The sequence below is a fragment of the Swingsia samuiensis genome (genome assembly GCF_006542355.1).
Classification (GTDB): domain Bacteria; phylum Pseudomonadota; class Alphaproteobacteria; order Acetobacterales; family Acetobacteraceae; genus Gluconobacter; species Gluconobacter samuiensis.
Genome location: NZ_CP038141.1, coordinates 897881 through 923390 on the forward strand (window position 1 = coordinate 897881; position 25510 = coordinate 923390).

21 protein-coding genes are annotated in these 25510 nt (G+C 42.5%); 11 read left to right on the forward strand and 10 right to left on the reverse strand.

Annotation, left to right across the window (positions count from 1 at the left end; all coding sequences use genetic code 11):
• Window positions 1-3: 3 nt before the first annotated feature.
• Both E3D00_RS04075 and E3D00_RS04080 read right to left on the reverse strand, forming a co-directional pair.
• Window positions 4-1683, reverse strand: a complete 1680-nt coding sequence (locus E3D00_RS04075; protein ID WP_141460183.1) for an alginate export family protein — start codon at window positions 1681-1683, stop codon at window positions 4-6.
• Between the two features lie 94 nt (window positions 1684-1777).
• A complete protein-coding gene (locus E3D00_RS04080; RefSeq protein WP_141460185.1) occupies window positions 1778-2371 on the reverse strand; it encodes an IMPACT family protein in 594 nt (197 codons plus the stop codon).
• 68 nt (window positions 2372-2439) lie between these two features.
• Between E3D00_RS04080 and E3D00_RS04085 the strand changes: the two genes are divergently transcribed.
• On the forward strand, window positions 2440-5031 hold the full coding sequence (locus E3D00_RS04085) for an MMPL family transporter (protein ID WP_141460187.1): 2592 nt from the start codon (window positions 2440-2442) through the stop codon (window positions 5029-5031).
• 58 nt (window positions 5032-5089) lie between these two features.
• Here E3D00_RS04085 and E3D00_RS04090 read toward each other — a convergent pair whose 3' ends face one another.
• The gene (locus E3D00_RS04090; RefSeq protein ID WP_141460189.1) at window positions 5090-6322 is read right to left on the reverse strand and encodes an NAD(P)/FAD-dependent oxidoreductase; all 1233 of its coding nucleotides are present in this window, start codon (window positions 6320-6322) and stop codon (window positions 5090-5092) included.
• A gap of 90 nt (window positions 6323-6412) precedes the next feature.
• A complete protein-coding gene (locus E3D00_RS04095) occupies window positions 6413-6664 on the reverse strand; it encodes a DUF3297 family protein (RefSeq protein WP_141460191.1) in 252 nt (83 codons plus the stop codon).
• 206 nt (window positions 6665-6870) lie between these two features.
• Here E3D00_RS04095 and E3D00_RS04100 point away from each other — a divergent pair, with 206 nt between their 5' ends.
• The 3 genes from E3D00_RS04100 (at window position 6871) to E3D00_RS04110 (ending at window position 13145) form a co-directional block, all read left to right on the forward strand.
• Window positions 6871-7656 carry a M48 family metallopeptidase gene (locus E3D00_RS04100; protein WP_141460193.1) on the forward strand — a complete coding sequence of 262 codons (786 nt, stop codon included), beginning with the start codon at window positions 6871-6873 and terminating at the stop codon, window positions 7654-7656.
• Window positions 7657-7858: 202 nt separating this feature from the next.
• Entirely contained in the window at window positions 7859-9703 is a 1845-nt protein-coding gene (locus E3D00_RS04105) for a Hint domain-containing protein (RefSeq protein ID WP_181441994.1), read from the forward strand.
• 157 nt (window positions 9704-9860) lie between these two features.
• Complete coding sequence (locus E3D00_RS04110; protein WP_141460197.1) at window positions 9861-13145, forward strand: efflux RND transporter permease subunit; 3285 nt, start codon at window positions 9861-9863, stop codon at window positions 13143-13145.
• A 79-nt stretch (window positions 13146-13224) separates the two neighbouring features.
• On the opposite strand, the gene flgA is transcribed toward E3D00_RS04110, so the two are convergent.
• The 4 genes from flgA to E3D00_RS04130 all read right to left on the reverse strand — a co-directional run bounded on the left by flgA (window position 13225) and on the right by E3D00_RS04130 (window position 17009).
• Window positions 13225-14157 carry a flagellar basal body P-ring formation chaperone FlgA gene (gene flgA / locus E3D00_RS04115; protein ID WP_220093259.1) on the reverse strand — a complete coding sequence of 311 codons (933 nt, stop codon included), beginning with the start codon at window positions 14155-14157 and terminating at the stop codon, window positions 13225-13227.
• Window positions 14158-14213: 56 nt separating this feature from the next.
• On the reverse strand, window positions 14214-15005 hold the full coding sequence (flgG, locus tag E3D00_RS04120; protein ID WP_141460201.1) for a flagellar basal-body rod protein FlgG: 792 nt from the start codon (window positions 15003-15005) through the stop codon (window positions 14214-14216).
• A gap of 24 nt (window positions 15006-15029) precedes the next feature.
• A complete protein-coding gene (flgF, locus tag E3D00_RS04125; RefSeq protein WP_141460203.1) occupies window positions 15030-15770 on the reverse strand; it encodes a flagellar basal-body rod protein FlgF in 741 nt (246 codons plus the stop codon).
• Window positions 15771-15836: 66 nt separating this feature from the next.
• Complete coding sequence (locus E3D00_RS04130; protein ID WP_141460205.1) at window positions 15837-17009, reverse strand: GNAT family N-acetyltransferase; 1173 nt, start codon at window positions 17007-17009, stop codon at window positions 15837-15839.
• 166 nt (window positions 17010-17175) lie between these two features.
• On the opposite strand from E3D00_RS04130, the gene E3D00_RS04135 reads away from it, so the two are divergent.
• From E3D00_RS04135 to E3D00_RS04145, 3 genes are read left to right on the forward strand one after another with little or no spacing between them, the layout of a single operon-like run.
• Window positions 17176-18003 (forward strand): MetQ/NlpA family ABC transporter substrate-binding protein, encoded by an 828-nt coding sequence (locus E3D00_RS04135; RefSeq protein ID WP_141460207.1) that lies wholly within the window; start codon window positions 17176-17178, stop codon window positions 18001-18003.
• Window positions 17994-19037: a methionine ABC transporter ATP-binding protein gene (locus E3D00_RS04140; protein ID WP_141460209.1), complete on the forward strand. Its 1044-nt coding sequence runs from the start codon at window positions 17994-17996 to the stop codon at window positions 19035-19037. The genes E3D00_RS04135 and E3D00_RS04140 overlap by 10 nt, the downstream gene beginning before the upstream one ends.
• Entirely contained in the window at window positions 19018-19665 is a 648-nt protein-coding gene (locus E3D00_RS04145; protein ID WP_141460211.1) for a methionine ABC transporter permease, read from the forward strand. The genes E3D00_RS04140 and E3D00_RS04145 overlap by 20 nt, the downstream gene beginning before the upstream one ends.
• 44 nt (window positions 19666-19709) lie before the next feature.
• Here the strand turns inward: E3D00_RS04145 and E3D00_RS04150 are convergent, their stop codons facing one another.
• Window positions 19710-20177, reverse strand: a complete 468-nt coding sequence (locus E3D00_RS04150) for a RidA family protein (RefSeq protein WP_141460213.1) — start codon at window positions 20175-20177, stop codon at window positions 19710-19712.
• Window positions 20178-20327: 150 nt separating this feature from the next.
• On the opposite strand from E3D00_RS04150, the gene E3D00_RS04155 reads away from it, so the two are divergent.
• From E3D00_RS04155 to E3D00_RS04165, 3 genes are all read left to right on the forward strand, one after another.
• Complete coding sequence (locus E3D00_RS04155) at window positions 20328-21095, forward strand: alpha/beta fold hydrolase (protein WP_141460215.1); 768 nt, start codon at window positions 20328-20330, stop codon at window positions 21093-21095.
• Between the two features lie 136 nt (window positions 21096-21231).
• Window positions 21232-22359: an energy transducer TonB gene (locus E3D00_RS04160; RefSeq protein WP_246091497.1), complete on the forward strand. Its 1128-nt coding sequence runs from the start codon at window positions 21232-21234 to the stop codon at window positions 22357-22359.
• A 48-nt stretch (window positions 22360-22407) separates the two neighbouring features.
• Window positions 22408-23325, forward strand: a complete 918-nt coding sequence (locus tag E3D00_RS04165; protein WP_141460218.1) for a hypothetical protein — start codon at window positions 22408-22410, stop codon at window positions 23323-23325.
• Window positions 23326-23367: 42 nt separating this feature from the next.
• Here E3D00_RS04165 and E3D00_RS04170 read toward each other — a convergent pair whose 3' ends face one another.
• On the reverse strand, window positions 23368-24381 hold the full coding sequence (locus E3D00_RS04170) for a glycosyltransferase family 61 protein (protein ID WP_141460220.1): 1014 nt from the start codon (window positions 24379-24381) through the stop codon (window positions 23368-23370).
• Window positions 24382-24572: 191 nt separating this feature from the next.
• On the opposite strand from E3D00_RS04170, the gene E3D00_RS04175 reads away from it, so the two are divergent.
• Window positions 24573-25505 (forward strand): ribose-phosphate pyrophosphokinase, encoded by a 933-nt coding sequence (locus E3D00_RS04175; RefSeq protein ID WP_141460222.1) that lies wholly within the window; start codon window positions 24573-24575, stop codon window positions 25503-25505.
• Window positions 25506-25510: the final 5 nt, after the last annotated feature.

Genomic DNA, 25510 nt, shown 5'->3' on the forward strand with positions numbered 1-25510 from the left:
TTTTTAGAACCGAAAAATTAAATTAGATTGGAAATAACTGCCACTCATAGCCCCGGCAGCACGTAATTGCCTACTAGCCATAAAACGAGCCCCATAAACCTGCCATGTCAAATGATGATTAACCTGAAAGAGTAGAGATGCTTGAGGGACAACACCTATGTACCCACCTTTATACATTTTTGGAAATTCATACGGACCAGATGAACTCCAAATCGCACCAGTTCCATTTTCGCGCCACATAAACGGCATCTTAAACTTGATCGAAAATCGGCCTCTGCCCGGCGTTATTCGTATAACCGGAGATACACTTACTAAATTTGATGGAGCGATATAGGTTGTTGTATCCAAATAATTAGTTTGTGGACTAAACGGTGCAGTATACGTCCGTATTGCTCCATCTCTACGATCTGTGCCGCCTGAATAAACATCTGTCTGCACCCCCAAAAAAGGATGCAATGAAGATGCTGTATGCCGATAGCCAACAATTGAATTGACAGCCCACGCACGCACATCCTGCTTTTGATTAGTTCCATAATGCTGAAAATCACCGTGCTGGTACACAGCACCAATAGAATACTCAACGGAGGGCGATGTTCCATACCAACGAAAGCCAATATTCCCTCGAGAAGAATACCCCCTTAAGGGTCTGCTCTGTGTTGGGAGGGAGGACAGTCCGCTTTCGTATCGATATCGGATATAAAATACATCTAAAAATGAATGAACACGCTCCCTTCCAACTGAAAAGTTCGGGATTATACCTGTCATACTCCCGCCGTATAATCGTGTTCCGTAATCTTCTTTATTATGAAACATTAAACGACTATCAATGTTTGTCTGAACAAAATCATACGCATCAAACCGTATTTTCGGCCATAAAGCGTAAATACGCCCCCCGTTCCATGAAAGAGGAACGTTCGGTGTCTCTCTATTATACAAGATATAAGATGGGGCATCTAAAAACTGCTGGCGTCCAAAAATAAACCCCGTTTTTGCACCCATCATTTTAGCCTTCAACTCAACGAAGCCTTGCTGAAGGTCTAATCTTTTACGAAAGGTCGAACCATATCCATAGCCTTTCCACCCGCCAGCATCCCCGTTAATCAACTGGCCGAAAAAGCGAACATGTTCTCCTAAATGTAAATCAGCGCCTAATAGATTACGAACTCCTATCCTTCCGGAATTTGCCTTTCCACTTCGTCCTAAGAAAGGATTTTCTTCATACCAATTTCGTAACCGACTTTCGCCAGATAACGTGAGCCATATCGTTCGTTGGGAGTTTAAGGCTATAAACTTTAAAGGGTCGAAAAAATCTTTCCTATTCCGTTTATCTCTTAAATAACTCCAATCTTCTGCCCACGCCGCAACACCATAGCGTCCTACAGGACCAAATCCTGCAGCTTCTCCATTTCCATAATTAAATTCCCCCCATTCTCCTTGCCGTCCTTGAGGGGCTATATTTTGAGAAGGAATAACACGGCGAGGTTGCGCAACAACACCTGCATGAGGAAAGTCTTCAACCATTGGGCGACTTGAAGAAGAGACATGAATCCACTCTACTTGGTGTGTATTATTCTCTGAATCGGATGCTGCTCTTGCCCCTGATGATCCGCATGTCACAACACCACACATGCACCACTTTGCCAAAGAACTTTTAAACAATGACCTGTCGGCAAAGAAGAGCATATAATTTAACTCTCAAAATTCATATCACTTCTTACCTATCACATATAACTATTTAATAAATGATTATTTTTTTATAACTATTTTAATTAGTTTATTATTCCTGTTGTATATCTATCTGCCCGCGAGTTAAATCACGTAGAAAGTCTGTTATTCTCTCCACATCGACCACAGGAACGGCCACAATTAATTGCACCCCTTCCGCATCAAATTCGCACTTTAATTTATCGGCACACCACTCAATAAATTTAGCTTCCACCTGCGCATACAAAGAAAACGGGCAATGAAAAGAAAGGGTTGTTTTTTCGATATATTCTTTTTTTTCAGCCTGCCTTAAGCACGCGCCTGCTGCTGCACCATAAGCTCGAACCAGGCCACCCGCACCCAGTTTAATACCCCCAAACCAACGGGTTACAACGACCATGACATTATCAAAGTTTTGTCCGTCAATTGCCGATAAAATTGGCCGGCCAGCCGTACCTGATGGCTCTCCATCATCACTAACACGGAATCGCTGACCAACACGAAAAGCCCAGCAGTTATGCGTTGCATCTTGCACCGCAACATCTTCCAAAAAGGCTAAAGCCGCACGTTCATCGGCAACAGGCATCGCTTTTGCTAAAAAAACACTATTGCGAACGACTGTTTCAAATTCTGTAAATCGAGTTAATGTCCATACCATACATTCTATTGTGCAATATCACGAAAGAATTGTCAGTATGGGGTAGGCAATCATACACGTTCTGTTAAGAATATAATATGCTTTCTGATCTGATCGGTCGGCTTAATGCCGCTTGTGCTCGCCGGGCTCCTTTAGTAGCCCTTCTGTTTACACTCATCTGTGTAGGATGTGTTACCCTGAGCATGACGTGTTTGAGCGTCACAACCGATACAGGCAAAATGTTTTCCAGTTCACTGATCTGGAGAAAACAACTCCAAGAAATGAACCGTCTTTTCCCTCAAGACGATAACCAGCTTGTTGCTATTATTGATGGAAGGATCCCAGAGCAAGGCCGTGCGGCAGCAAGGCAGCTCACAGATATTTTAAGCCAGGATCATCACCATTTTAAAATTGTATCCTTACCGGGAGGGGATCCTTTTTATTCAAATCACGCGTTCCTATTCCCAGATAAAAAAAATACTGAAACGCTCCTAAACTCCATTATTACAGCACAACCTTTTTTAGGTACGCTCGCAGGAGACCCTTCTGCACGCGGTTTATTCAACTCCTTGGCTCTGATTGGGGAGGGAATAAAAGCTGGGCAAGGTGTGCCAGATGCCTTTGATAACACGCTGAAGGGATTTAGTAATTCTCTTGCCAACTCAGCCAGTGGCCATCCACAGGACCTTTCTTGGCAGAACCTCCTCACTGGAAACATATCAGACCTTGGAAGCCGCTATCAGTTTGTCGTTACACAACCTGTACTGGATTATAATTCTCTCCAACCAGGTGAAGCCGCAACGACAGCGATGCGCCAAGCCATTAATAGTTTAGATCTTGTCAAATCCGGGCAAGTATCTGGAACGATTACTGGTCAGATAAAACTCAACGATGAAGAGTTTTCAACCGTCGCACATGGAATGGCCTTAGGCCTCGTTATTTCATTAACCCTTGTGTCGCTTTGGTTGGTCCTCGCTGTAAAATCCATCCGTGTTATTCTTCCTATTCTACTGACCTTAATTTCTGGTCTCATTATAACTACGGGTTTTGCTGCGATTGCAGTTCAGGAATTAAACTTAATTTCTATTTCTTTCGCGATACTTTTTGTTGGGATTGCGGTGGATTTTGCTATCCAATATAGCGTGCGTTTTTTAGGACAGGACTTCCCCACAAAAACACATCATCTTTCCTTACAAAAAGCGATTACACAAACCGGACGCGAAAGTGGCGTTCAAATTCTAATTGCGTCTTTAGCCACCGCAGCAGGTTTTCTTGCTTTCACCCCAACAAACTTTATTGGGGTCGCACAGCTTGGTCTAATCGCTGGATTTGGAATGCTCATTGCCTTTGTGTGCACCATGACATTACTACCAGCCTTACTATCGCTGTTCCGTGCAAAACTTGGCGTGCATGAAGCCGGTTTTCCTGCTTTGCTCCCTCTTGACCAGCAAATTCGTCATAAAAGAAAAAAAATTCTTGGCGTTTTTGGTCTATTAGCGATTGTTGGGGCAGCGCTTTTACCCCTTCTTTCATTTGATGCGGACCCTTTACATACAAAAGACCCCAACACAGAAGGCATGAAAGCACTTCATCTTTTAGAAGAAAGCCCTCTTACAACCCCTTACTTTAGTCAGGTTCTTGTTCCAAACTTAACCGAGGCTCAAAAAGAAGCAGATGCCTTTTCAAAACTGCCCAGCGTTCATGATGTTCTCTGGCTAGGCGCACTTGTTCCAGATGATCAAAAAGAAAAAATTGCCCTCATTAAAGATGCGGCATCCATCATCTTACCAACGATTACACTTGATCATGTCGCCTCAGCCCCCACAACAGCAGACATCAGAAGTTCTGCAGAGAAAGCAGCCGCTCAATTAGATTCTGTGCAAGATCGTTTATCGCCAACCCTCAACCAAATTCGTCTAACTTTACATAAACTATCCACCTCCTCTGACGATACTCTTAACAAGACCAATATAGCCTTAACCCGGTTCCTTCCTGAGCAGCTCTCTATGCTACGGGCCGCGCTTAACCCTCAACCGATTACAATCGGTAATATCCCAGCAAGCATTCGAAAAGATTATGTTCTTCCTAATGGGGAAGAACGACTGACCATTCACCCTAAAGGTCAAGCATCCAATACGCAGGTTCTTCACAAATTTGTAAATGAACTACGAACGGTTAACACGAACGTAACAGGGCCTGTTATTGATATTTTTGAAAGCGCACACACCATCGTACATGCTTTTATCGTCGCAGCGATATCAGCTCTAACGATGATCCTGATTATACTCTTTGCAACATTCCGTCGTGTTTTAGACACCTGTCTCGTCATGGCGCCTCTTATATTATCTTCTCTTCTTACCGTTATTCTTATTATTGCCGTCCCAGAGACCTTAAACTATGCCAATATTATTGCTCTCCCTCTTCTTTTAGGGGTTGGCGTCTCTTTTAATGTTTACTTTGTCATGAATTGGCGTGCGGGAATTAGAAACCCTCTTACGTCTTCTACTGCTCGTGCTGTTTTATTCTCAGCTTTGACCACTGCCACGGCATTTGGATCCTTAGCTCTATCGGGCCATCCAGGGACAGCGAGTATGGGGCGGCTACTTCTCATGTCTTTAGGATGCACACTAATCTGCACCCTCCTTTTTGTCCCGGCTCTCCTCCCAAAAAGATCTATCGACAAACTATAAAGCTCATAAAAAAGGCCCTTCAGATTGAAGGGCCTTTTTTAAAACGATTGTTTGAATTCTAAAGGTTTTTAACTTTATGTTTTACCTTTAGGTTGTAGCCTTTTAGCATCCCGTACCAATAAAGACGTGGGAAAAACTCCTTTTTCAAAAACCATGCAAAGCGGCTTGGTTTACGTTGATCATACGGAAAAGTTGGAGCAACTTTTCCACTATATAGGAACTCTGCCAAAACAACCCTTCCATAAGCTACGGTAAGAGGGCAAGCTCCATACCCGTCATAGGCCGCATTCTCAGGACGCCCGTCTAAAGACGCCAAAAGATTTTCGACAACTACTGGTGCCTGCTCTCGTGCTGCAGCAGCTGTTTTAGCATTGCTGGTTCCAACAACATCTCCAGCGCCATAAATATATTCATATCTCACATGACGGAGCGTAGATGAATCTACATCCAGCCAACCACCGGCATTTGCAAGAGGGCTCTTTTTAATAAAATCAGGAGAGCTTTGAGGTGGTACGACATGAAGCATATCAAACTGTCGAACAATCGTTTCCTCTGTTCCTACGATCTGAAATGTTGCCTCTCGTTTATCGCCGTCAACTTTAATTAAATTCTCTTTTTTATGAACATCAACACCATAAAAATCCATTTGTTTTTGCAGGGAAGGCACAAAGTAAGAGACACCAAAAAGAGCGTCTCCCGCCAAAGAGAAATCAACCTGCGTTTTATGCAGCGTCCCTTCTTTTCTCCAATGATCACATGCCAAGTAAACAATCTTTTGAGGAGCACCAGCACACTTAATGGGCATTGGGGGCTGTGTGAAAATAGCTGTCCCCCCATTCAAGTGTTGAATACACTCCCATGTATAAGGAGCAACATCACGAGAATAATTTGATGTTACGCCATTGCGGCCTAATGTTTCTGGCAACCCTTCGATCTTATCCCAATCAAGTTGAAGACCGGGGCATACAACCAACCGCCGATATTTTATGACCTTCTTATTTTCCAAAGTGATACTATTCTCATCAGGATCAAATGTAGCCACTCGATCACGGATCCACTTCACATTGGAAGGAATAAAACTTCCCTCTTGTTTCAATGTTTGGGCCAGTGACATTTCACCTGCACCAACCAATGTCCACCCTGGCTGATAAGCGTGTGTTTTTGATGGCTCAATAATTGCCATAGAAAGATTAGGTCTTTGTCGTCTCAGTTGAGCGGCAATCGTTAACCCTGCAGCCCCCCCACCAACAATAACAACAGAAAATTGTTCCTGAGAATTTTGAGCCGTCATTTTCAATAACTCCAATCTCTCTATGCTCTTTGATTATTAAACTTTATGCACTATCCCTGTCAGAAAGCACTCTCAAAATTATTTACTTACTCACGATGCTTCTGTTTCTTCTTTAAACCAGACTTCAACAGGGCCTTTGATTTTTAACGTCATAGGACGACCGCGCCGATCGAGTGACTTTCCTACTGAAAGACGAACCCAACCTTCACTTACGCAATATTCTTCGACAGTTGTTTTTTCTTCCCCTTTGAAACGAACACCAACCCCACGGGCAAGAATCTCTTCGTTAAAATAAGGGCTGTCTGGGCTCACGCTCAAGCGATCTGGAGGTGTATCACTCATGTTCAAACCTTTCTCTTTCGTTAGAACCTAGGTGTAACCCTGCTTGGCTGATCCTCCAAGATCTATAATCATATTAATTGCTTATTTAGTTTATAGTCCAATATTACACAGGAAACTTTTTTGTTACGATTGAACAAATAACGATACAAAGCGTATCAACTTCGGCTAAATCATCTCTGACAAAACAAAATCTCTGGATTTTCTTCATGAAAAAACATCACGCTGCTGCTGCGTTCCTTCTTGGCTTAAGTTCTTGCGCAAGCATTGCCAACCTTACCGGGAATGACACTCACTCGCTTAACTTACAATCAGCACAAGAATACTCACAATTAGTTCAAAAGGCTAATGCAGAAAACGCTATTGTAAGCAGTGGTCCAGACTACGACCTTGCCTCTAAAGTTTTAACGCGCATGGAACCATACGCGGACCAAATTAACCAAACAGGCGAGCCCTTCCAGTGGCAATTAACTGTTTTCAAAAGCAATGAGATTAACGCTTGGGTTATGCCCGGTGGACGCGTAGGCGTATATACAGGTCTAATTGATCAGCTCCATCTTACCGAACCAGAAATGGCTGCTGTTCTGGGCCATGAAATGACCCACGCCCTTGAAGAACATGCCAAACAACAAGCGGGCGCTCAAATCCTCACAAATATCGCAACAGGTGTGGCCAGCACCTACACGGGAGGTGTGTATGGTGATGCTATTAGTGCTGCTTCACAGCTAGGTGTTGGGTTACCTTATTCCCGCAGTCTAGAAACACGCGCAGACCTTGGAGGCCTAATGCTTATGGCGCGTTCAGGTTATGATCCCAAAGCTGCTTTAAGCTTATGGGATAAAATGGCAAAGTTCAGTGGCTCTGGAAATGCAGGAGGGCTAGCAAAATACTTGTCTGACCACCCTAACAATGCAGAACGGACCGCCGCCATTCAAGAAGCTATGCCCAAAGCGGTAGCTCTCTATAACGAGTTCCTCCAACAACATAAAAACTGAGAATCAAAATATAGAGTGTGTTATTTTTTTATTAACAAGTAACGCGCTCTATATATTTTTCTTCTATTTAAAATCAATAACTTAACAACCTGATTAAAACAAATACTTCCGAGCCGTTATTCGATAAGATATATTTAACAGGCTTTAGAAATGTGGTTGTGGCTGTAACGCCACAACCCTTCACAATATAAAGGTGATGATCATGAGTATTACTTCCAGTGGTAATGTGAGCGCCTCTTCTAATGGAAGCGTCACATACATAAAAAGTGGCGGCAGCGTAACTGTCACAAACGGGTCTGATTTATCCTCTGCAAGAGTTAGTAGTGGCGGTACCTTAATTGCTAAAGACGGTGGCGAACTCTCAACCCCAGCCGTCTATTCAGGAGGAAGCGCTACTATTGGTCTGAGTGCACATGCAGGGGGTGCTCGTGTTTCTGGAGGTAATCTTACCGTTTCCTCTGGTGGTGTGATCGGTAACACATACTCAAGTAGTAACGCCGAAATAGATACTAACCTCCTCGCTAGCGGAGGTACTGTTAACATTACGTCAGGCGGAACTGTTTGGGGAGCACTTCTTTATAGTGGTACCACTGTTAACGTTTCTGGTTCAATCTTCGGTGCATCTCTTTATAGTGGCGCAACCATTAACCTAGCGAGCGGTGGCTCTGCAACAATTTCTGGCGGTTCCGATCTTGGTGGTGTAATCAACCTCCCAAGTGATGATAACCAAGGCCTAACAATCCTCGGACTATCTTCTGGTGGAACATTAAAAACCGTTATTTCTGGCTTCTCCGGAAACAAAACCTTCCCAGAAAGCGGAACATCTGATGGTATCGAAATTGACGGCGTAAAGAAAAGCGACGTTAAAAGCATCACCTATCCATCTGCAGACGAAGTTTCCATCAACCTCAACAATGGGTCAACAATCACCCTTAATGTTGCTGGCGTAAGAGACCTTGGGTTCACTCTAAGTGAAAAGAGCGGCTACCTTCTATACGAAGTATGCTTCCTAAAAGGCAGCATGATTGAAACGCCAAACGGTGCAAAAGCTGTTGAAACAATTTCCGTTGGCGATATGGTTTCAACATACAGCGTTGATGGCAAAAAATCTGAGCAACCTGTTACATGGGTTGGCCATAAAACAGCACATGTTAACACAACGCTTGCTGATGCAGATGCAGGTTACCCTGTTCGCATTATGAAGAATGCTTTTGCTGATAACGTTCCTTCTGAAGATCTGCTGATCACGCCAGAACATAGCGTATTCATCAATGGTCACTTCACACCAGCTCGTATGTTGGTTAATGGAAGCTCAATCATCTATGATCGCTCCATCACACATTACGAATACTTCCACGTTGAGACAGAAAAACACAGCATCATTTCTGCTAATAACACATTAACAGAAAGCTATCTCGACACAGGAAACCGTAGAACTTTCGTATCTGAAACAGGAAAAGTTCTGCCTCTCTTCCCACAAGCTCGTACTTGGGCAGAAGATGCAGCCGCTCCTTTGGTTGTTTCACGTGATGCTATTGAGCCATTGTTCCACGAAATCGCTCAACGTGCTGAGACATTGGGTTACGCTCAAACAACGTCTGCGCCAGAACTAACACAAGATGCAGATCTACATCTTGTAACAGAAAACGGCAGCACCCTTCGTCAGCTTCGTGCAGAGAACGGTAAGGTTGTTTTTGAAATTCCTGCGAACACATCTTCTGTTCGTATCGTTTCACGTGCAAGCCGTCCAAGCGACACAATCGGCCCATTCGTCGATGACCGTCGTTTCCTAGGTGTACTTGTTGGAGAAATCTCAATCTTCTCTGGCAACAAAACACAAGTGATCACTTCTCACATTTCCGATGCAGACCTAGCTGGATGGGATATCGTAGAGCAAGGTCCACATCGTTGGACAAACGGTTATGCGAAATTGAACTTAGACCAAGCTTCTCAAAAAGAAAGCCGTCTCCTTTCAATTCAAATTCTAGCTGCTGGCCCATATCTTCTTGAAGAAGAAGTGGCTCAGAACGACGCTAAAAGAGCATAATAACTCTTAAAACATGTGGCGCTTATTTTAGGCGCCACATGTTTATTCTTTTATATTGAAAACTATTTAATATTTTAATTTACAAACTCTCTTTCAAAAAAAAACGTCTTACCATAGTGATAGAGGAATAAAATTATATCCTAGGTAATATACCTATATGAATTTTTCTCGCCTCTTCATAGATCGCCCTATTGCCACTTCACTTTTATCTATCGCGATCTTTTTTGCAGGCCTTATCTGCTATCCTCTTCTGCCCGTTGCCACAATGCCAGATATGACGGCAAGCGCAATTATGGTTGTTGCTTCTCAACCGGGTGCTGATCCTCAACAAATGACAACATCTGTTACTACGCCCCTTGAGAGGCGTTTAGCGAGTATCGCAGATGTAGAAAGCATTGAGTCGGATACAAGTCAGGGAAGTGCTGATATTTTTGTCGATTTCTCATCTTCACGTAATATAAACGGTGCTCTGCGTGATGTGCAGGCCGCTTTGCGCGCTGCACGTAGTGACTTACCCTCTGGCACAATGGATAGTGATCCACAAGCATTCAAACTCGATGGGAGTAACTTCCCTACATACCTTATTAGCCTCACCACCGCTCAATTATCAAATGCCCAACTTTATGATTTAGCTAATATTCGTGTTAAACCTCTTCTTTCGCAAGTGAAAGGAGTTGGGCGCGTTGAACTCTTTGGTGCGTCAAACCCTGCTGTTCGGGTCGAGCTAAACCCTAACCCACTTTATAAATGGGGGATCGGGTTTGAAGATATTCGCACAGCTCTTGCTTCGGCAAATGCCTTCACTCCTAAAGGCTTTATTGATAGCCATGGCAAAAGACTTATTCTGACAACAAATGATCAATCCATCACAGCAGATCAATATAAAAACCTTATTGTTGGTTATCGAAACAGTTTTTATCCTGTTCACTTACAAGATGTTGCTAAGGTTTATGATAGTGTTCAAGATGATTATCAATTTAGCTCTATCAACAATCATAATGCCATTACCCTTTCTGTCATAGCACAACCCCACTCAAATGCTGTTGAGATTGTCGATGGCATCAACAGCAAGCTTCAACATATAAAAGAAGCACTTCCCAGCAATGTAAATGTTATCGTCGGACTTGATATGTCTCGCCCTGTTCGAGATGCTTTAAGTGATGCTCAACAGACACTTATTATCTCCGTTATTCTTGTTATTTTTGTCATATTACTTTTCTTTCGAAACGCTTCCACAACCATTATTCCCGCCATTACAATTCCCGTTGCTCTTTCAGGCACCCTCGCGGCAATGGCGGCGTTTCACTTCTCTCTCGATATTCTTTCTTTAATGTCTTTAACCATAGCTGTTGGGTTTGTCGTTGATGATGCAATTGTTGTTTTAGAAAACATTGCTCGACACATTGAGAATGGTCTTAACCGTTATGAAGCCAGCGTTATCGGTTCTTCTGAAATTTGCTTTACCGTTATTTCTATAAGCATCTCACTGATTGCGGTTTTTCTTCCCCTTCTTTTTATTCCCGGCTCAGTCGGATCAATCATGTTTGAATTTTGCATGACCATGATTTCGGCAATTCTTATTTCTATGTGGCTATCTCTAACACTCACGCCCATGATGTGTGCTTATATGCTCAATATCCAGCATGCATCCGGACACAAATCTAAGTATATTAGCCGTCTTTCACACGTTACAGAACGCACACTTCAATACCTTCATACAGCTTACGTTCAATCTCTTAAATGGTGTTTAAAACATCCCATCTTAACAGGTTTAACGTTACCTCTTAGCTTCATCATTCTCGTCCTTTTCCTTATTATGATGCCTAAAGAATTTATTCCCGAGCAAGATCTCTCTTTCATTTCAGGACGCCTGCAAGGTGATGCGTCCATGTCTTTTCAAGAGCTCAACACACGCTCTCAAAATATTGCTTCTATCCTTCGGAAAAACCCGTATATCCTAACTGTAACAACAGCTAACGACAGCAAAAATGTCTCTGAGTTCTTTTTAGATCTCAAAGATAAAAAAATACGTCCCCCTCTTCCTAAAATCCTTGATCAAATCCGTCACTCCATTCCTCAGAAACCCGGAGCAGAAGTTATGTTCTGGGGAGTTGGCGGAAGTACTCAAGGAGGCAATGGCCAAAATAATACAGGCAACTATCGCTACATACTCAGAAGCGAGAATGTGTCTGACCTTACTAACTACCTGCCGAAATTTCTAAATGTACTCCGGAAATCTGGTAAGCTTGTTAATATCTCTTCAATGACCGAAAACCAATCTGCAGCCACCTATGTCCACGTTCAACGCGACACAGAAGCACGATATAATATTACCCCCCAGCTCATACAAAATGTTTTATATGATGCGTATGGACAGGCCATTGTCTCTACCATTCATCTCCCTCTGACCACGCACAGGGTTGTAATGGTTCTGGCACCCCAATACCGTACTGACCCTAATATGCTTCATCAAGTTTGGATCTCCACCTCAGCAGGAACAGCGGCAGGTGGAGTAGCTAGTAATTTAATCCGAACTAAAATTACGCAGAATAATAACGATGATAGCGCAGTTTCTCTCGCTCGAACATCGATTCAAAACTCTCTTGCCAACCAAATTTCTGGAAACAAGTCCAGTGGGTCTGCTGTTTCCTCCTCAATAGAAACTATGATCCCGCTTGATCTGGTTGCCACCATACTTAGCAAGCAACAACCTCTCGATATAACTCACCGATCGGGGTATTATTCTGCGGCCATTTCTTTTGATCTATCTCCCAACACGACATATTCAAGCGCTGTCTCCCTTATTCAGGATACCCTCAAAAATACTCATGCCCCCAGCACTGTTCTTGGTGAGTTTACAGGAACATCCGGTGATACAGCCAAAGTTATGATAAATGCACTTTTAGCTTTTGGTGCTGCCATCGCTATTATGTATATTGTTTTAGGTGTACTTTATGAAAGTTTTATTCACCCAATTACAATTTTATCGACTTTGCCTTCAGCAGGAATTGGTGCCGTATTAGGCCTCTGGATTTTTGGTTTACCCTTTAGTGTTATTGCCATTTTAGGAATTATCCTTTTAACGGGTATCGTTAAAAAAAATGCCATTCTGGTTATCGACTTTGCAATTCAAGCTGAGCGAGAGAAAAAAATATCTCCAAAAGAATCTATTCTTCAAGCTTCAGAGGCACGCTTTAGACCCATTATAATGACGTCTATTGCAGCAGCATTAGGCGCTATCCCACTTATACTTGGAAATGGATATGGAAGTGAAATAAGAATCCCTCTAGGAGTTTCTGTTCTAGGCGGAATGATCGTAAGTCAACTCCTTACGCTTTATACAACTCCAATTGTTTACTTATGGATGGATGCAATGGGAAAAATATTTAAAAGAATATTCTCTTATTTTAAGAACACGATAAAAAACCACATCAATGTATGAATATCCCCTATAGAGAAGATCTCTATACTATATAATGCGACGATTGATATTGTCTTCTGGGAATACAAATGATGTCTTTTTAAAGAGAAGGAAGGCGATTCATAGATAGTCTGCGTTCATCTGCAGATAATGGGGTAATACCAGAAATTACTTTTACCTCACTACGACTCATAACGTTTCCTGTTAAAATCATTTTACTCAATGCATTATAAACATGTACTATATCGCCTTTTCCACCCTCATCCAATACAATACCAGATATTGTTACGCGCAAATTTTCTGATGCGAAAAGCAAGACTACTGGGGTTCCACGGCTTACGAGTTGAGGGTGTATCAGTTCAGAAGCCACCATTATATGCCCTGCTGCAATTTTTTTCTTTGCAACCAAACCCACGATATCATTAACAGATAACTCTTTTTCACCATCGATAGAAACATATTTAATTGGTTTCTGTTCAAGATCTTCTGCTAAAATAGATTGTCCTGGATATAAATCGTGACGTGCTACGACGGCTAAAACCTTTTTGATGACCACTCCCTCAAAAGGATATATTTTTAGTTCTCCCTCTTTAGAAAGGGGGATTTTTATCTCCCCTTGAAAGTCTTCGTGTTTATCATCACAAAAATGTACATTAATTTGCTGAGATCCCTTAAATTCGTTAGAAGCAATCTTGATCGGAACAAATTCTTTTAATTCTATTTTAGTGTAGTCATTTTCTTTAAAATTCAATTTTTCTTCTATTACCGGCAATAAATCGCTCTGATTAATCGTATAAGACGCTCTTTCAATAGTCGTTGAAAGTATCGGAGAAGCATCTAACCATTCCACGCCAAACTGCGCTGCAATAGCCGTTAACTGATCTCCACCAATTGTATATCGCGTTCCTAAAGGAGGAGCAGCTCCAATCTTCCTATCCTCAGAAGGCAGAATCCCATCAAATAAATCTGAAAGCAAAACGTAAGGATGGTTTAAAATAACATTAGTCCGAAGCGTTGCGGATTCTGCACTCACACTCGTTATAAAGAATAAACATCCAACTATAACATACAAAAAAACACTTCTTCTCATCAACGAGCGCCTAAATTATTTAAAGTCTGCATCATATCATCAGCAGATGTAATAACTTTACTATTCATTTCATACGCACGTTGTGCTGTAATCAAATCTGTTATTTCACTGACAACATTCACATTTGAGTTTTCTACGTACCCCTGCATGACACTTCCATAGCCCGTAGTGTTAGGGTTCCCTAACATTGCATCTCCAGAAGCCGTGGTCTGAGTAAATAGATTCTGCCCCATTGCGGCTAATCCATTTTCATTTGTAAACGTTGCTAACTGTAATTGACCAACAATTGTTGCGTTATTTTGCCCTGCAATAGCAACGCTCACTTGTCCCGACTGATCAATACTCACACTTTGTGCGTTATTAGGAATCGATATTGTTGGACTAACCTGATAACCATCAGCTGTAACCAAAGAACCATTATTATCCATCGATAAGGTTCCATCTCGAGTATATGCAAGTTGACCTGATGGTAATTGAATCTGAAAATAGCCTCTTCCCTGAACAGCTAAATCTAATGAATTACTGGTCTGCTCTAAGCTTCCCTGATCATTAATTCGATATATTGCAGCTGTTTTTACACCCAAACCTACCTGCGCTCCCGCAGGGACAGTCGTTCCGGTATCAGAAGAACTAGTTCCAACACGCCTAATATTTTGATATATTAGATCCTGAAACTCAGCACGCGAACGTTTGTAACCAGTTGTGCTCATATTCGCTATGTTATTTGATATTGTCTCAACATTCGTCTGTTGAGCCTGCATTCCAGTTCCAGCAATGTCTAAAGCACGCATCAATAAGTTCCTTAAAAATCCAAATTAAGCTGAGACTTGTACAATTTTATCAATGGCATTTTGTTGTCTGGATGCTTCTGCATTTACAAACTGAGCCATAAAATTAAAATTTCTCTGAATATTCATCATCGTCGTAACTTCAGACATCATCTGAACATTACTAGCCTCTACCATTCCTTGCGCAATATTAGGACGATCAATTACATCCGTTGGCTGGTCTGATACCAACAAATGGCTTCCTTCCGCTTTCAGGCTATTATTATCACGAACTTTTACAACAGCTATTTGGCCTACTTGTCCTGTCTCTGTTGTTATAACCCCATCAGAAGCAACTGTAATTTGGTGAGCATTAACAGGTATAGAAATTGGTTCTCCATCTTTTCCCAAAAGAGAATTACCTACTTCATCCACAACCGTTCCATCTGCTTGTTGCTCAAATCTGCCTGCTCGGGTTAGCCGCGTCCCATTGGAAGTTCGAATCTGAAAATACCCGTCCCCACCTAACGCGAGATCCAAAGGATTTCCGGTTTGTTGAAAATCGCCTTGTCCAAAATCACGATATGTCGACCGATCTTGAGTATATGATTGTATCTCAGTGCCTCTCGGCTGTTCAGAGCCCGACTGACGCGACAGGTAATCACTAAAAAGAACGCTTTCTTTCTTATATCCAATTGTAGATGCATTCGCCATATTATCCGCAACAACAGCCATCGCACGTTGCTGTGCATCCATCCGCGAAAGAGCAATATAAGTGCTGTTCTCCATCGGCTACTCCGCCTCCCTTGATAATAGACGAAGTATAGCGCGTTAATACTTGATCAAACGTTAATTTTAGAGCGATTCTTCTTTGTTAGATCGATATGGTGAGTATTCCGCTAAAACCTGTGCTTCCTGTTTTATCAACTCTGCTTCTTGCTCTAAAAAAGCCTTCACTGCTTTTCTTAACTGTGCATCAATAATAGCGTGAGCTGAATAGGTATAACTCGGCAGATACCCTCGCTGTATCTTATGTTCACCTTGCGCTCCAGCTTCTACCTTAGAAAGATTATTCGCGATAGCAAAATCTATTGCGCTATAGTAACATAATTCAAAATGCAAAAAAGGCCATTCCCCGACACTCCCCCAGTTACGCCCAAATAATGTATCCTCCCCCATAAGATTGAGAGCACCCGCAACGGGTTCTCCCTCTTGTTCAGCTAACATTAAAACGACTTTGTTCCCTAACCTTTCTGCCATTAATAAAAAGAAGTCTTGCGTTAAATAAGCACTTCCCCATTTCTTATCGACTGTTCCCAAATAAAATTTATAAAAATACGCCCAATCTCTTGCGGTTATTTCATGACCTTGCTTAACAACAAATGTTAAACCATGCTCATGAGCAATTTTTCGTTCCTTACGAATGTTTTTTCTTTTTCTCGACGATAAATTATTCAAAAAATCATCAAAAGATTGATAACCTTCATTATACCAATGATACTGAACACCAACTCTTTTCAAATAACCCGCTTTTTCAAAAGACTTTAACGAAAAATCATCACAAAAAGTAGCATGCACGGACGATAGACTAAGCTCTTCAGCAGCCCGAACCATACCTGTAGCTAAAGCCACTGCTATTTCTTCTTTATTTTCCACATCTGGTCTAACCAGCAAACGTGGTCCTGGAACCGGAGAAAACGGAACAGCACACTGAAACTTCGGATAATATCGTCCTCCTGCCGCCTCATACGCTTGAGCCCAGCTATGATCAAAAACATACTCTCCCCAAGAGTGTAGTTTTCCATATAACGGGGCCACCGCTAAAATCGGGCCATCTTCATTTCTTAACGCAATATGCCTTACCAACCAGCCATTTTGCTGCGATACGGAGCCACTATCTTCCAGTGCAGATAAAAAACCAAACGAAACAAATGGATTATCGGAGCCCGCACACGCATCCCAAGCCGATATTCCAATATCGTGAATCGATGAATGAAGCGTCACAACCCACTTCTCTTTATCCTGCATATTCCGCTATTCCAAAATGAGAGGTCTCTAATATGTAGGGTGATAAACTCAAGAAAGCATCCTTACATAAAATTCAAATTCTCAAAAATCATTTTAACCATTAACAATGAAGCATTTATGTTTTACACTCTTATTTAACTTTTTATTTTAGTTTTTAGGTGTCCTTATGGCTTTCTCTTCACCTTCCAGCCGTCGGCATTTTCTTACCCTTTTGGGTGGAGGAGTCGTAGGACTATCTCTTATTAAACCAGCTTTTGCTGATACTCCTACCACTCTTAAAATAGGAATTATGTCGGGAGAAGATGAAGACATTTGGAAAGTTGTGAGTCAAAATGCCGCCAAACGCGGTTTAAACTTACAAATCGTCACATTCTCTGATTATAATGCACCTGACGAAGCTTTAGCTGAGCATGAATTAAACGCTAATGCTTTCCAGCACGGCCCTTTCCTTAAAGCTCAGTTGGCAGCGCATAGTAATTTCCACATTGTTCCGGTCGGGAACACCTATGTATCTCCAATCGGTCTTTACTCAAAAAAATGGCATAGTATTAAAGAACTTCCTCAAAATGCAACCATTGGTGTTCCTAATGACCCCAGCAATGAAGGCCGCGCACTCAAACTTCTAGAAACTCTCGGCGTCATAAAAGTATCCCCTGATGCAGGTTTAACGCCAACCGCTCTGGATATTACCGACAACCCCAAAAACATCACGATCCGTGAATTAGATGCAGGCGTCGTTGGCCGCACATTGCCAGATCTTGATGCAGCCATTGTAAATACTGACTGGGCTATTAAATCCGGCATCGACATCAAAAAGGAAAAAATTGCTCAAGAAAGTATGACCAATAACCCATACGCATGCTTTATCTCTGTCAATCAAGAAGATGAACATGCACCTTGGGTTAAACCGCTTGTTGAATCCTACCAACAGCCTAATGTTCGTCAGGCTCTTCTAGACGTTTATCATGGCGCCAATGTTCCGGCATGGCAGTAATGGAGCCGGTTCTTGATGTAAAACACGTTAACCATCGGTTTGGGCACCATGTTGCCCTTACTGATATTAACTTTTCAATTCAGCGTGGTGAAATCGTTGGCATTATCGGTCGATCAGGGGCAGGGAAATCAACCTTATTGCGTTGTTTATGCGGCCTTGAAAAACCAACTCAAGGCCAAATTCTCCTCAATGAGGTCAACCTCGTTACCCAAAGCGAAAGTCAACTGGTGCAATTACGCCGGAAGATCGGCTTAATCTTCCAACATTTCAACCTGCTTGAATCTCGCACTGTTTTCAAAAATATTGTTCTTCCTCTTCAAATTGCTAATTGGCCCAAAAGCAAACAAGCCGAGCGCGTTCACGAACTTATATCTCTCGTTGGCTTAAAAGGGCATGAAAACAAAAAGCCCTCACAGCTATCAGGTGGGCAGAAACAACGTGTTGGGATCGCTCGTGCTTTAGCTGCTAATCCTGACCTACTTTTGTGTGATGAGGCTACGTCAGCTCTTGATCCCGAAAGTACAACTGCAATCTTGGATCTCCTGTCGGAAATCAATCAAAAATTAGGACTAACGATTGTCTTAATTACACATGAGATGGATGTTGTGCGCCATTTCGCACAACGCGTGCTTGTTCTGGATCATGGACGCCTCATTGCTGATGGCTCAATGGGCGAATTGCTTACAACACCTTCAGAGCAATCCATCATTGTAAAACTTCAAGATGAAACGAAACCCAATCTTCCCCAAGAGATTAATGAGAAACTGCATCATGACGATAAAGCAGGAAAAGTCACAGTCGTCCGAATCACTTTCCCAGAGAATGAAGTTTTTAAACCATTCTTGTCTAATATGACAAAAACTTTTGAAACAGATATTACTATCTTTCAGGGTGGGATTACCAGCTTTGGAGACACAACCACTGGTGAAATGATTATTGGCCTTTCTGGGCGAAATATCGCAGCAGCAGAAGCATTTCTAGAAGCTAATATGAAAAAAATTGAAAGACTGGGTTATGTCACGCCTGATTATTAATCTCATTTTCCAATCCACTCTTCAAACTCTTGAAATGGTTTTTGCCTCCGCTGCAATCTCTGTCATCCTTGGGCTTCCTCTTGCTTTGTTCATGACCGCAACTGGCTCTGCCAAGCTTTATAAAGTACCGTTTCTTGGCACGTTCGTTAGCTTAGTCGTGGATGCTATTCGTGCTATTCCCTTCATTATCCTTCTCGTTCTTCTTATTCCCTTTACACGTTTCTTAATTGGGACATCTTTAGGGACTGCAGCAGCTATCGTTCCCCTTTCCATTGCCGCTATCCCATACTACGCGCGCATTGCTGAAGTCTCTTTGCGTGAGGTGGATAAAGGTCTGATTGAAGCCGTAAAAGCGATGGGAGGCACGCGTTTCATGATCATTAAATATGTTTTGATCCCTGAAGCGCTTCCTGGTCTTGTTGCAGGAATAACTGTCACAATCGTCTCTCTCATTGGCGCCTCAGCTATGGCAGGAGCCATTGGTGCAGGAGGTTTAGGAGACTTAGCTATTCGTTATGGCTATCAACGCTTTAATACGACGATCATGCTCAGTGTTGTGGCGGTCTTAATTGCTCTTGTCAGTCTTATTCAGTTTTGCGGTAACTATATTTCTAAAAAATTAAGCTGATAAATAATTAAAGTATTGGACGGGATTCACCCGTCCAATTTTACTTACTCAACTTCAAAAATAGCTTCAACTTCCACAGGGGCATTCATCGGCAAGCTAGGAACCCCAATCGTTGAGCGAGCATGCCGACCAGCATCTCCAAAAACATCAACCGCTAAATCAGACGCACCATTCATAACAACGGCATGTTCGGTAAACTCAGGAACACATGCTATAAAACCACCTAACCGAACGACTCTTTTAATACGTGTTAAATCTCCATCTAAAGCAGATTTTGCTTGAGAAATTACATTAATCAAACATGCTCGCGCACATGCAACACCTGCATGATTAGAAACTTCTGCTCCCAGTTTTCCAACAATGAGTAGCTTTCCATCCACAAGTGGAAGCTGACCTGATACAATCAATTGGTTTCCCGTACGCACTGTTGTAACATAATTTGCAACCGGTGCAGCAGCTTGTGGCAATGTAATATCAAGGGCAGCCAAGCGTTCTTCTGGTGTCTGAGACATTCTATTCTCCTCGGTTTTGATCTTTCAAAACTTTATAGCACACAATAGCAATAATCTCCCTATATGAAGATATGAAGCGGTTCTTTACGACGTCATCAATCAAGGGTAGAATTAAACAAGCAAAAGATACGATAATTTCGGAAGAAAATAATGCTCCTCAATACAATCCAACGTGGCGAAGGGCCCGAAACTGTCGTTTTCCTACATGGCTTATTTGGACGAGCACGAAATCTTGGATTTCTCCAACGAGAAGCAGCATCACAGAACTTTAGAACAATCGCTCTTGACCTCCGCAACCACGGAGATAGCCCTCACGGTCCTGTGACCTACCATAATCTAGCTCAAGATGTTTTTGATACTCTTGAGAGTATGAATATTTCCTCATTCTCTCTTGTGGGTCATTCTATGGGCGGGAAAGTTGCCATGTTAATGGCCTTAATGTCACCTGAAAAAATTTCGAAAATCTTGGTTGGTGATATGGCCCCCATAGCCACCCACCAGGGCCATAAAGAAATGATTGCTCAACTGGCTCAACTGCGCTTCCCGGAACAGCTCACAAAACAACAAGCTTTAGCCCTTTTGGAACCCATTACCGGCAGTCAAGCGGTATCCGAACTTATGTTGCAAAATATTGCGCTTGATATACCCGCAAGGTGGCATATTGGCTTTGATGATATTGCCAACGGAATCGACGAGATTGAAACTTGGCCCAATGTAAAACTGGCTCCCTTTCCAAACGATGCCCTCTTTCTTCGTGGCGCTTTATCCCCCTATGTGCAAGAAAGGGCACATAAACCGATCTATGAATTATTTCCAAAAGCTAAAATTCAATCTATTGAAAATGCTGGACACTGGCTCCATGCAGAAAAGCCCAAAGAATTTTCAGAAATTATGATGTCTTTTTTAATACAAAAGTGATTTCCCTCTTCCACAGAAGAAAGAGAAATGTCATCCTGATATAGGTTTACATTACTCTCGATCGGTTATTCTTTCTGTCTATGCAATATCTTGCTTATTCTACTCAGAATGAATGTTTTATCTTTACACAAGCGGCATGAGTAAAATCGTATCTAAAACAAACCAAAATAAAATAAAAAAAGAACCACGCCTCTTTGCGTTGCCCAAATCCAAACGCACCAAAAAAAAATATATTCGTAACTTACCTCATACACGGCAACCCATTCAAAGCTATGAACCTCACAACACTCCAATAAAACCCGCCATTACCCCTCTAATTAAAAAAGAATATGTCGTTGATCCCAGCTTAACTGCACCTCTATCTATTTCTACAGCAATTCACTTCTGTTTTTTTGCTTTCTTACTTATCCATTCGTCTCCGCCACCGGGAGCTCCCACAGGGGTAGAGGCTCCTACTGTTGAATTTTTAGCAGACCTCCCTCCCGCTAAAAGCGGCATGACACCACCACATTCCAATGATGATGGCGAAAACTCCCCCGCGACCACAGTGCAAAAAAATACTCCCCCCCCATCCGAACAACAACACTCCAATAACCAAGACGAAGCGCCACCGTCACCAGCCGTTAACACGCCCACTTCTCCCTCTGCTCCCCCCATTCAGCAAGCCCCTTCGGCTGAACTTCCTGCTGCTCCTTCAACCCAACCTGTGACACTGGGAGCCTCTCAAGCCAAGAAACACACTCACTCTCGCCATACTTCGTCTCATTCACCTCGACGTAGCGACAACACCAATAAAAATCCTTTTTCTCACCCTATGGATCTAAGCTTTGGCGATAATTCGCCACCTTCACCACACCCACATCACCGTGGGCGTAGAAGTGGTTCAGCGGGCCCTATAGACCTTTCTGTTGGCCCATTAAGCTTAAATGGTGCCATTAATGCGCCATATATGACCCGTAGCACAGTGCATGGAATTAGTAGTGACTACAGCCGTGAGATTGATAACTGGATACGCCATCATATGTACTATCCAGAAGAAGCCAGACGTGCTGGGGAAGAAGGCCCATCTTCTGTCCACGTTGTTCTTGACCGCTTTGGAAAAGTAAAATCCGTTCGTCTAACAGAACAATCTGGATCTTATTCCTTAGATGCGGCAACAACCAGCATATTCCAAGGTGCTCACCTTCCTCCCATTCCACCAGATATGGCTGGAGATCACTTTGATATTGACGTTACAATCTCCTATATTCTTATTCGTCAATAAATTAACGATCAATCAACCACACAACCATCTTTAGCCTTGGGAACTGTAATGCGTCGCTTTTTACCTATCATGTTATGCTTCAGTTTAACGGGGTGCTTCAGCATGCCTCACCCTTTTTCTGACCCGGGCCAACAAGCACGCCAACTCGCCACCGCTAACCTGCCTCCTCCGCGCCTTGCGATACCAACACCTAAAGATGTTTCTTTGCCTCCTAATGCAGCGCAAGCATGGGCAAGTTCTTTGGCACAAGCAATGGTTGCTCAAGCCGTCCCTGCGGTCGCGCAGCCCCAACAGCCTGGGGACTGGTGGGTCAAAATGAGCACCAAAACTCAAAATGGTGCCATTGTGCCCCATTACGTTATCATTATGCCAACAGGGAAAGAACGTGCTGAAAATGATGGACCACCCGTTGATTTAGCAGGATGGAATTCTGGTGATTTATTAGCCTTAAAAGGCGCAGCCGTGCAGGAGGCGCCTGTCCTGGCCAATATGCTTACCGGCATTCAGGCCGCTATGATGCAACAGGACCCACATAGTTTAATGAACCGGCCTGCACATATTTATTTCAAAGGTGTCAAAGGGGCGCCGGGAGATGGAAATCAATCTCTGGCACGCGCTTTTTTCACAGCACTCCCAGATCACTTTAATTCAATTCAAACAACCCCAAAAGGGGCAGATTTTACGGTCATCGGTATCGTCAAAATTTCCAAAGCCCCCAAATATGACCGTCATGCCATGCAACATATAGAAATCTCTTGGCGCGTTTTAAGTGCAGATGGAAAAGAAGCGGGAGCTGCTACTCAATTGCATGATATCGTTGCCCACTCACTCGATAAGGCATGGGGAGATACAGCTATGGCCGCTGGAGAAGAAGCAGCTGGTGGCGTAAGAACGATTATTACCAACTACTCCGGCCGTGAACACAAACCTTTACCACCGACAAATGACGATAAAAAACACAAATAAATCATGATATTGAGTAGGTATCGTTAGTTAAAATAACGTTACCTACATCACCATATCTAAAAACTCTTCCGCAAATTTTTGAACGTTTTGTATCCGATAGTTCATTTGAAAACCGTCACCTGCTCCTAAGGCTTCCAAACCGGGGGACGCGTTTAAATATCTGGCATTGTTCTGGTTTACATCATCAACCAGCACATGATTAACATTCACATTTTCCGTGTATGACAAAGTTACTGTATTTCTTCTCGGAAAGAAGAGGCTTGTATAAAGAGAGGCGCTACTAAAGCCCGCGACAATAGGGTTTGAAGCCCAAAGTTTAATCTGTTCCCTAAAACTCATTTGTTCGGGGAATATAATTCCTACTCCTTTATCTTTTAAAATATTCGTTAGTTCTGCTTCATTGCCAATTCTCGTTTTACCAGCCCTCAAATGCTCTTTTGAAAAATACAACACTCTGCCAGGCTGGGGGTCAACTTTATACGGCAACACATATCGCCCTATTGAATGAACAAAATCTGCATACACTCTATAAATCAATGAAAAATCTTCAAACGCGGCAGATGCTACCTTTATATTCTCAAACCGAGTAGGTGCTTTTATTTGAATGAAGTTTTCTTGTGTTAAGTGTAAGGCCTCCATAATACTTTTAAAGTAATCATATTTAAAAATGTTTTCTATCTCTTCATGATAACTCAGAATAATTCTTAAACGTGTTCTTTCATAAGAGGGAATGGCCCATAGACGACTTAAATTTTCGATGAGAAAATGACCATACTGAAGATTAACCTCCCCAATATACCAATAGTCATACTTATCACTTAATGTTGGAACATCCGGCAGTGCCGGGCAATCCAATGAGCTAAGAGGAGTGTGAAGCTTGGGAAAACCAGTATAATTCAGTGCCTCAGGGACACTCCGACCAGAAGCTTCAAAAAGCCCCCAAAACGGCCCGTCTCCTCTTGGAATAAAAACAGCGTCTTGCGCATGCCGAATAGGAGGGAGATTCTCAAGAATTAATCGACGCCCAGAAAAACTGGTGCATTCTTTTAACAACATTGAAAAACTCCTTAAAATCCAACCACATTAACACGTTTTTTTATAAGCATTTCTGTGTTTTATGTGCATCGCCTTTAGCATCAACACAAGAATAAAAGAAAGTTTCCTTTCTATAAGAGATGACTTTTTAGTGTCACACTGTTAGAAGGCACCCACTTCTTTTCCTCTCGAATACTGGACGAGGCCCTTTCATGAAAATCGTCGCGTGCAACAGCAATCTTCCTTTGGCTCGTGCAGTAGCTAATGAATTGAGACTTCCCCTTTGTAAAACTGTTGTCAAACGATTTGCCGATGGAGAGGTGTTCGTAGAAATTCAAGAGAATGTGCGCGGAGAAGATGTGTTTGTCATTCAAAGCACATCTATGCCCACGAATGACCACTTAATGGAACTCTTGGTCATGCTCGATGCTCTTCGACGAGGATCAGCCCGACGCATTACAGCCGTCATGCCTTATTTTGGATATGCACGTCAGGATCGTAAATCAGGCCCACGTACCCCCATTAGCGCTAAACTTGTTGCTAATCTTTTAACGGAAGCGGGAGCCAACCGCATTCTCACCATGGATTTACACGCTATGCAAATCCAAGGTTTTTTTGATATCCCAACTGATAATTTATACGCAGCCCCTCTTTTTGTCCGTGACATCAAAGCACGTTTACCCGATCGTAATTTATTGGTTGTATCTCCAGATGTTGGAGGGGTTGTTCGCGCACGTCAGCTCGCTCAACGTTTAAATGTGGATCTTGCTATTATTGATAAACGCCGTGAGCGTGCGGGTGTCTCTGAAGTCATGAATGTTATTGGAGATGTTTCAGGCCGTTACTGCGTCCTTGTAGATGATATTATCGATAGTGGTGGCTCTCTTTGCAATGCAGCAAATGCTATTATGAGCCGAGGCGCTGAAGGAGTGGAAGCTTACGTCACTCACGGAGTTCTGACTGGTAATGCTTGTGAGCGTGTGGAAAATAGTCCTCTAAACATGCTGACATTAACAGATAGTATTGCTGCAACTCAAAATTTAATAAACACACCTAACATTCGTCAAATTACCACGGCCAATCTTTTAGCGAGAGCCATGAGCGCCGTCGCAGATGAAAGTTCCGTTTCATCTCTTTTTGACTGACTTTT